The organism is Streptomyces sp. NPDC006265 (assembly GCF_040613555.1).
Classification (GTDB): domain Bacteria; phylum Actinomycetota; class Actinomycetes; order Streptomycetales; family Streptomycetaceae; genus Streptomyces.
Genome location: NZ_JBEXSH010001427.1, coordinates 1 through 1,349, shown reverse-complemented (window position 1 = coordinate 1,349; position 1,349 = coordinate 1). Strand labels below are relative to the sequence as shown.

Below are 1,349 nucleotides of genomic sequence, written 5' to 3'. Positions count from 1 at the left end.
ACTGGCTGCCATCAAGGACCACCTCATTCAGGCACGGCAGCGGGCACGGCACGCGGGAGGACGAGCCGGGCCGCCGCGACGTGCGGGGCACGTGCGGCGGCCACGGCTGCTGTGCGGTTCAGGCACCGGTCAGAGGGCGCCCTGCGAGGCCCGCTGGCGACGCAGCGCGAACAGGCCGGTGCCGGCCACCGCCAGGACCGCCAGACCACCGGCGGTCACGCCCGGAGCGGAGGCCAGGCCGCCACCACCGGTGTGCATGCCGCCGCGCGGCTTCTCGTGCTTGCCCTCCCAGGAGCCCTTGCCGTGCTTGCCCTCTTCTTCCTGCTTGCCACCCCAGTCGCCCTTGTCGCCGGAGCCGCCCTTTTCCTGCTTGCCGCCCCAGTCGTCCTTGTAGGTGTCGGGGTCGTGCTTGGAGCCCTCCCAGTCGTCCGAGTTCACGGAGGCCAGGGCTCCGCCGCCGGTGTGCATCCCGCCGTGCGGCTTGTCGTGCTTGCCCTCCCAGCCCTTCTCCTGCCCGGCGTCCTTGCCGTGCTCCTCGTGCTTGCCCTCTTCGTCCCCCTTGCCGCCACGGTCGCCCTTGTCCTGCTCGGAGGAGTTCCAGTCGTCCGCGGTCACCGCGGCCAGGGCTCCGCCACCCGTGTGCATCCCGCCGTGAGGCTTGTGGTGCTTGCCGTCCTTGTGGTGCTCCTTGCTGTAGGAAGTGGTGTCGTGGTCCCCGTCGCCCATCGCGTCGGCGAAGGCGGCGGGTGCGGCGATCGCGAGGGCGGCCGTGGCAGTGGCCGTCGCGAGCAGCATGCGGGCAGAGCGCATCGGTGAGTCCTTTCGTCGCGAGCCGGGCAGCTGACGCCTCGCCAGCTCACGAGACCCGGCCTCGACGTGAACCACCGTCATTCGAGCCGGGCCATCCCACCATCCAGGGCGTGCACACGGGTTAAGACGACACCCTGACGGCGGCATACCACCGCTGTCCCGCCGGCCCCGTAGGGACTCGACGGGGCCGCCCGCGTCAGCGCCGTCCGAAACCCCGGTGCGTCATGCGGGCCGGGTCCGGATCGGCCGGCTGCGCCGCCATGCCGACGAGGACGAGCCCGCCCGCGATGAGCAGCCCCTGGGCCAGGACGATGCCGGTGCCCAGCACGACGACGCCGAGTCCCAGCCCCCACCACGCGCCGGTCCGCCGGTACTCGCGGGGCCGGGCGGGCCGGCCGGTTCTCATGGCCCGGGCGAACCGGGGGCCCTCCCGCTCGAGTCGTGCTTCGAGATCGACCAGACGACGATCTTCGGACTGGGGCACGGCTTCTCCTTCCCGGAACCCGAGCGCTTCGAGGCGGGGCACGGCCGAGGGCCTG

At 72.7% G+C, this 1,349-nt stretch carries 2 protein-coding genes; both read right to left on the bottom strand.

Annotated elements, in window-relative coordinates; all coding sequences use genetic code 11:
- Positions 1–129: 129 nt before the first annotated feature.
- Positions 130–810, bottom strand: a complete 681-nt coding sequence (locus ABZ281_RS49490; RefSeq protein ID WP_356665419.1) for a hypothetical protein — start codon at positions 808–810, stop codon at positions 130–132.
- Positions 811–1,006: 196 nt separating this feature from the next.
- The gene (locus ABZ281_RS49485; RefSeq protein WP_356665421.1) at positions 1,007–1,294 is read right to left on the bottom strand and encodes a DUF3040 domain-containing protein; all 288 of its coding nucleotides are present in this window, start codon (positions 1,292–1,294) and stop codon (positions 1,007–1,009) included.
- Positions 1,295–1,349: the final 55 nt, after the last annotated feature.